This is a genomic window from Mesorhizobium sp. M7D.F.Ca.US.004.01.2.1 (genome assembly GCF_003997785.1).
GTDB lineage: Bacteria > Pseudomonadota > Alphaproteobacteria > Rhizobiales > Rhizobiaceae > Mesorhizobium > Mesorhizobium loti.
The window spans coordinates 1-7113 of sequence record NZ_RZRQ01000307.1; the positions used below are offsets into that span (position 1 = coordinate 1).

A 7113-nucleotide genomic window follows, 5' to 3' on the forward strand; every position below is an offset into this window, starting at 1 on the left:
TGCCGTCGGCGCTGACGACATTGAAGGTGTCGGTGTAGGTGGTGCCGGCGACGAACTCGTCATGGGCGGAGGATGCCGTGTAGGTCCAGTTGCCGTCGGCATCGAGGTCGAAGGTGCCGTAGCTGCCGGCGGCAGCCACCTGGGGCACGAAGTGGGGATCGCTGTCGACATCGGAGATGGTGAGCGTGCCCGACGTCGAGATGTCGACGGCCGAGTTGGTCTCGGTCAGATTGACCGAGGCAGACGAGAGCACGGCCGCGTCATTGGTGCCCAGGATATCGATATGCACCGAGGTGTGAGTGCCGTCGGCACTGACCACGTCGAAGTTCTCGGTGTAGTGCTGGCCGCCAACGAATTCATTGTGAGCAGAAGAGGCGGTGTAGGTCCAGGCGCCGGCCGCATTGATGGCGAAGGTGCCATAGGTTCCAACGGTTGCGGCCTGGGCGACGAAGGTCGCCGGGTTGTCGACGTCGGAGATGGTCAGCGTGCCGGAGGTGCTGATCTGCGCCACCGTGTTGCCTTCGGTCAGGTTGCGCACGTCGGCCGACAGTACGGCCGCGTCGTTGGTGCCGTGGATGGTGACGGTGACCACCTGGGCGGTGCCGTCCTGTGTGTGGACGGTAAAGGTCTCGGTGAGATTCTGGCCGACGTTGAGGCCCTGCACTGCCGCATTGTTGTTGTTGAGTGTGAAGGTCCAGACACCACCCGCGGTCATCTGGTAGGTCCCGTAGCCATGATCGCCCGCGGTTCCCGCCGCGACCGCCTGGAACGTATTGGGCGTATTGTCGACGTCAGTATCTGTCAGAGTGCCGCTCACCGTTGGCGTCCCGGGGATGGCATTGGCGACACCGCCAGCCTCGATGACCGCGCCCGTTGAGACGCCGGAAATCACGGCCGCATCATTGGTGCCTTGAATGTTGACCGACACGCTGGCCCAGCTCAGCGTTCCGTTGCCGAGCTTGATCGCATAGGTGAAGGTCTCATTGAGATGGTCGTTCGGACCCATGGCCTGCAGGCTGGTGAAGCCATGCGCCGCCAGATATCCGCTAAGGTCCATCTCGACCTTGCCGTTGTTTATGCGGATGGAAACCCCGACACCGATGCTTTCCCAGGTTGAAATGCCGGCCGTCTGAAAGTCCTGAGTCGTCAGGTCAAGGGGCGCGTATTGCTTCGTGGCCGTCGACGCGGAAATCCCGTCGTCCACCGAAAAGAGGGACTTTGCGTTTCCACCCTGATCGTTTGCCATCACATCGAGAACTATGATGGTTTGCGAACCCGAAGCGAGGACGGCCGTATCCTCGGTTAAATTGAAAACGTCATCATTCGCCTGCGGCGTGTTGGAGAAAGACGCAGTGGTTCCACCGGCATCGGCGATTTTAGAAGCCATTTTCAACCCCCCTTGTTTAAGAACAGATGCCCCATCTGTTTATCGACAGTACTGAACGACCGGCTGCCTCCAGCCGAAGAATAGCCGCGCGATCGGTGTGCGAATTCGGGGAGGCATCAATTGTCAGCGCCATCCAGACAAGCCACCGCTTTGCGAACAACCCGCTTGAGCTGGCTATTCACGGATGGATGGTGGCTCGATAATGATGGCTGCGACGACTTTGGTCGCCGCTGCTTCTCCCTACCCCAATTGCATCGTCTTAACTCGTTGGTTGCCGATCACGAGTTTTAGAAAGCCCTTATATTAGGGGATTCTTAACCCTACCGGAGGGGGAGCGTCAATGGCCAACTTGACGGAACAGTTAATAGTCGAAGTCAAAGTCAAAGTATCCGCAGCGGTCCTACTGGCCGGCTGGAGTTTTCCCGCCACACGGGTAAATGAACGGGCGGGTAGGTTTGCAGACCGAACATCGCCAGCATTGGAGCTACGGCAATCGTCCAGACGTCTGCCCGGCGATTCGCGCGAAAGCTCGGACAAGCCTTTCCGGTGCTTGGGGCAAAGGCGCCGGCCGGGCGAACGGATCAATCCACCAGCCTACAGCGGAGCAACGCTGCGTGTCGCGGTCAAGCTGCACTGACAGCAGGGGACAGGTTGGGACACTGTCCGGACGGCAAGGTTGGCACCGCTGGACAAGACGCACACGCCCTGTCAAGACGCTGCTAGCTAACTGCCTGATTATATTGCGTAAATAGTTGGCTGGGGAACCTGGATTCGAACCAGGACTAACGGAGTCAGAGTCCGTGGGTCTACCGTTAACCTATTCCCCAGCAGGCACGGTCATGAACCGTGCGGGCCGAGCGACCGGAGCCGCTTGAGCGCTGCCTTGTAGCCGCCGGTGGAAAATAGTCAAGCCTGCCCGACAGTTCAACCGCAACCTTTTGTCTTCCGGGTTCAGGCGTCACGTTTCAAACGCTGGGCAGGGCCTCCAGCCCAATCGCACGTCTCAACTCTCCGTCCGGCTGAACTGCGAGCGTTCGAAGAACAGCACGACGCCCAGACCCAGAATCAGCGGGATGATCAGGTAGAACAGCCGGAACACCAGCAGCGCCGCCAGCACACCGACCGGGTCCATGTCGGACAGGCCGGCGAGGAACACTACCTCGAACACGCCGAGGCCGCCCGGTGCGTGCGAGATCTGCGCGATCGAGAAGGAGACGAGGAAGACGCCCAGCACGACGAAATAGCCGGGATTGTGGGCTTCGGGCAGGGCAAAGAAGATGATCGCGGTGGCCGCCAGCAGTTCGATCGGGCCAATCAGCAGCTGTCGCGCGACGATCGGCAGCGCCGGATAGTGCAGCTGAAAGCCAGCGATCTTCAGCGGGCGCAGGTGCAGCCAGCTGCCGAAGATGTAGGCGGCGACCAGAATCAGCATTGCGATGCCCGCTGCCTCCGACAGGCCGTGATGGGCGATGCCGGAAAACCGGTCGAGAATCTGCGGCTCGAAGACCAATACGAGGCCTGAGGCGAGAATCGTCGACAGCACAAAGGTGATCCAGCAGACGGCCACCAGCACACCGATATCCTGGCCGGTCAGGCCCCTGGTGCCGTAGGCGCGGTAGCGGATGACGGCGCCGGAAAACACCGAACCGCCGATGTTGTGCGACAGTGCATAGGTGGTGAAGGAGCAGAGCGTGACGAACAGCCACGACACGCGCTTGCCGATGTGCAGGAGCGCGATGTGGTCGTAGCCGGCGAGCGAGGCATAGGCGATGACCGAACTCACGGCCGCGAGAATCCAGCCGCGGGCAGGGATAGCAGTGATGCCGTCCCAGACATCGTCGAGCGAAATGCCGCGCAGTTCGTGCCAGAGCAGCAGCAGTGAGAAGATCACCGCCGCGATGCCGACGACCGGCCAGAAATAGCGTCTCCAGTTCATTGCCTGACTGCCATGCGTTGCGGGTCCGCTTCCTTTTCTGTTGGTGATGGGAGGAGACCGGTCGCGCCGGATTCTTCCGCTCATTTCAGAAATGCCTCATTGAAGCCGGCTATTCAACTGCGAACGTTTTTCACCGCGACTACCGGCAAGCTTTGTCCGTGTTGCAAAATGAATGCGAGCCGGCAGGGGCTGCGCGTAGCAATCCAGGCTTGCGAATACATTACGCAATGCTGCCGAAACGACGGTTTGCTGGCCCAGTCGGCAAAATTCGGCACGCGGCTCTTGGTGATCGGGCGCGGCACTGTTAGTCTGGCGGCAACTTAAAACACTGAAGCGCCTGCTGCGTCCGTTATCGGTTCGCGCGGCGCCGGAAGGAACGACAGTGGAAGACCACGACACCGGTGCCGGCGCGCCGGAGGTGGGCGTGTCCAGCGCTTCCCAGGGACCATCTGGCCCGGGAACTGCCAGCTGGCAGCAACGCCGCCCGACGGAGCCCCGCTCCGCAGACGGGCAGGCGGGCGACGCGCCCCAGAAGGGCAAGCCCAAGAAGCGGCGCAAGCGAAGGCGCGGGCGCAAGGTTTTTGCGCGCGATGAAGTGCGTCCCACGGAGAATCGATCGCCGGCGCCAGGCAAAACCGGTGCTCCGGCGGTGGAAGCGCACAGGCCGGCGGAATCGGTGGCCTCGCCCGCCGCTGCGGTGGCGCGGCCCGAACAGGGCACCCGTCGGCCGCCAGTGTACGAGCTTCCGGTGTTTGCGGCGCTTGACCTCGGCACCAACAACTGTCGGCTGCTGGTTGCCGTGCCGACGCGGCATGGCCAGTTCCGCGTCATCGACGCCTTTTCGCGCATCGTCCGGCTGGGCGAGGGGCTCACCGCCAATGGCCGGCTCGGCCAGCCGGCGATGGATCGCGCTGTCGAGGCGCTGAAAATCTGCGGCGACAAGCTGCGCAACCGCAAGATCCGAAAAGCCCGGCTGATCGCCACCGAAGCCTGCCGCACGGCCGACAACGGCGTCGAGTTCCTCGACCGCGTCGAACGCGAGGCCGGCCTGAAGCTCGAGATCATCGATCGCCAGACCGAAGCGCGGCTGGCGGTTTCCGGCTGCGGTTCGCTGGTCGAGCGCGACACGCAAGGTGTCGTGCTGTTCGACATCGGCGGCGGCTCATCCGAGATTGCGTTGATCGACCTCGCCGGCCGCCGCTCGCCAAGGCTCGCCAACCACATCGTGTCGTGGACCTCGCTGCCGGTCGGCGTCGTCTCGCTGGCCGAGCGCTTTGGTGGCCGCACGGTGACGCGCGAGATCTTCGCCGCCATGGTCGACGACGTCGCCGGCCGGCTGGCCAGCTTCGACGGCCGCGACCGGCTGAGCCATCTCAAGGCCAGCCCGAATTTCCATCTGCTCGGCACGTCCGGAACGGTCACGACGCTCGCCGGTGTTCACCTCGACCTCGAGCGCTACGACCGTCGCCGTGTCGACGGGCTGTGGATGGACCGCGACAGCGTCGACCGCATGGTCGAAAAGCTGGTCGGCTGGGATTTCCAGCAGCGCTGCGCCAACCCTTGCATAGGTGCCGATCGCGCCGATCTGGTGCTGGCCGGCTGTGCTATCCTCGAAGCGATCCGCGCGGTGTGGCCGTCGGAGCGACTGCGCGTCGCCGATCGTGGCCTGCGCGAAGGCATATTGAGCGAACTGATGGCCGATGACGGCGTCTGGCGCAATGATGGACGTGGCAGAGCATGATCCCGAACCTCAGGACCGCGTTAGCGAAAAGTGGCGACCGGTTCTCGGAAAAGGTCATGCTCAGACAAGAAGGCATGAACCGGTTTTCGCTGGAAATGATGCTCGGACAAGAAATCAGGCAATGACCAAGAAACCGGAAAAACCAGGATCAGCCAGCATTCGCGTGCTGAAGACGCGGATCAAGAAGAAGAGCGGCCTGAAGGAATCGTCGCGCCGCTGGCTGCAGCGCCACATCAACGATCCCTATGTCCAGCGCTCCAAGGCTGACGGCTATCGCTCGCGCGCGGCTTACAAGCTGATCGAGATCGACGACAAACATCATCTTTTGAAGCCCGGTATGAAGGTGATCGACCTCGGTGCGGCTCCCGGCGGCTGGTGCCAGGTCGCCGCCGCGCGCACGAAATCGACGGCCGACAAGCCGCATGTCATCGGCATCGATTATCTGGAAATGGACGCTGTGCCCGGCGCGCCGGTGCTGTTGATGGATTTCCTCGATCCGCTGGCGCCGCAAAAGCTGGCCGAGGCGCTGGGAGGCGATCCGGATATCGTGCTGTCCGACATGGCCGCACCGACCACTGGCCACAAGCGGACCGACCATATCCGCACCATGCATCTGTGCGAGGTGGCGGCCGACTTCGCGCTGTCGGTGCTGAAGCCGGGCGGGCATTTCCTTGCCAAGACCTTCCAGGGCGGCGCCGAAAACGAGCTGCTCTCCATGCTCAAGCGCAACTTCCGCTCGGTCCATCACGTCAAACCGCCGGCCTCACGCGACGAATCGGTGGAACTCTACCTGCTGGCGAAAGACTTTAAGGGGCGGGAGCCGTCGTCAGCCGGATCGGAACGTCCGGAGGGCGAGCCCGAAACGTAAGCCGCATCAATTGCCGGGCGGGCTTACCGCTTCCAACGTCTTGGGCGTGGTCAATCGACCATGTCCGGAGACAGCGTTGCCGGCATCGGGCGCCAGCCGCATGAACGACAGGGACGCGGCGGCGGAAATCACCGCGACGACGAAGAACGCGGTGTGGAAATCCGCCAGCGTCAGTGACCTGTCGTTCAGGCTTGTGGACACTTCCAGGATGCCGCCGGCCACCGCCACGCCAAGCGCGATCGACAGCTGCTGGAAGACGGCGGCAATCGGCGTGGCTTTGCTGGTGTCTTCAGCTGAAACCTCGGCGTAGGCGAGCGCATTGACGCCGGTGAAGAACATCGAGCGGATGAAGCCGCCGACGAGCAGCATGGCCAGCATCAAGAGATAGGGTGTGTCGGGCGTGAACAGTCCGTTGATGGCGATCGAGGCCGCGGCGACCAGCGAACCGACAACCAGCACGCGGCGGAAGCCAGCGACGCGGAAGATCAGTGCGGTGACGAATTTCATGCCGATGGCGCCGATCGCCGAGACGAAAGTGATCATGCCGGACTGGAACGGCGTCAGCCCGAAGCCGATCTGGAACATCAGCGGCAGCAGGAACGGCACCGCGCCAATGCCGATGCGGAACAGCCCGCCGCCAAGCACCGAGGAGCGGAACACCTGGTTGCGGAACAGTTCGAGCGCCAGCAGCGGGTTTTTGGCGTGGCGCGCATGCAGCAGATAGAGCGCGCCCGACACGAGGCCAACCGCTACGGTGATGACACCGACGATTGGCGGCAGATAGGGCAAGCTCACCACTGACAGGCCGAACACCACGCCGGATGCCGCCAGCCCGCTCAGCACGAAGCCGATGAAATCAAGTGGTGGGGTCTGCACGGGTTCGGTCTTCGGCAGGAAACGCGTCGCCAGCCAGATGCCGACCAAGCCGATCGGCACATTGATCAGGAAAATCCAGTGCCAGGTGAAATAGGTGGTGATGAAGCCGCCGACGGGCGGCCCGACCAGCGGCCCCACAAGCGCCGGAACGGTCAGCCAGGACATTGCCGCGACGAGTTCGCTTTTCGGTGTTGCGCGCACCAGCACCAGCCGTCCGACCGGCGTCATCATGGCGCCGCCAATGCCTTGCAGGAAGCGCGAGACCACGAAAGCCGGCAGCGAACCGGAGAGCGCGCAGGCGATCG

At 62.8% G+C, this 7113-nt stretch carries 5 protein-coding genes and 1 tRNA gene; 2 read left to right on the top strand and 4 right to left on the bottom strand.

From position 1 onward, the window contains the following. The 3 genes from EN993_RS28400 to EN993_RS28410 all read right to left on the bottom strand — a co-directional run. On the bottom strand, positions 1-1387 hold a 1387-nt coding region (locus EN993_RS28400; RefSeq protein WP_206532430.1), incomplete at its 3' end, for a VCBS domain-containing protein. Positions 1388-2140: 753 nt separating this feature from the next. Further along, positions 2141-2214, bottom strand: a tRNA-Gln gene (locus EN993_RS28405). Positions 2215-2390: 176 nt separating this feature from the next. After that, a complete protein-coding gene (locus tag EN993_RS28410) occupies positions 2391-3323 on the bottom strand; it encodes a lysylphosphatidylglycerol synthase domain-containing protein (RefSeq protein ID WP_127265432.1) in 933 nt (310 codons plus the stop codon). 382 nt (positions 3324-3705) lie between these two features. Here EN993_RS28410 and EN993_RS28415 point away from each other — a divergent pair, with 382 nt between their 5' ends. Both EN993_RS28415 and EN993_RS28420 read left to right on the top strand, forming a co-directional pair. Next, positions 3706-5064, top strand: coding sequence for a Ppx/GppA phosphatase family protein (locus EN993_RS28415; protein WP_127265433.1), 1359 nt, complete (start codon positions 3706-3708; stop codon positions 5062-5064). A gap of 121 nt (positions 5065-5185) precedes the next feature. Beyond that, a complete protein-coding gene (locus EN993_RS28420; protein WP_127265434.1) occupies positions 5186-5932 on the top strand; it encodes an RlmE family RNA methyltransferase in 747 nt (248 codons plus the stop codon). Positions 5933-5938: 6 nt separating this feature from the next. On the opposite strand, the gene EN993_RS28425 is transcribed toward EN993_RS28420, so the two are convergent. Beyond that, positions 5939-7113: MFS transporter (locus EN993_RS28425; RefSeq protein ID WP_127265435.1), on the bottom strand; the 1175-nt coding region annotated here is incomplete at its 5' end.

Coding starts and splice junctions, on each gene's coding strand:
- EN993_RS28410 (WP_127265432.1), bottom strand. CDS start 3,323: ATGAACTGGAGACGCTATTTCTGGCCGGTCGTCGGCATCGCGGCGGTG.
- EN993_RS28420 (WP_127265434.1), top strand. CDS start 5,186: ATGACCAAGAAACCGGAAAAACCAGGATCAGCCAGCATTCGCGTGCTG.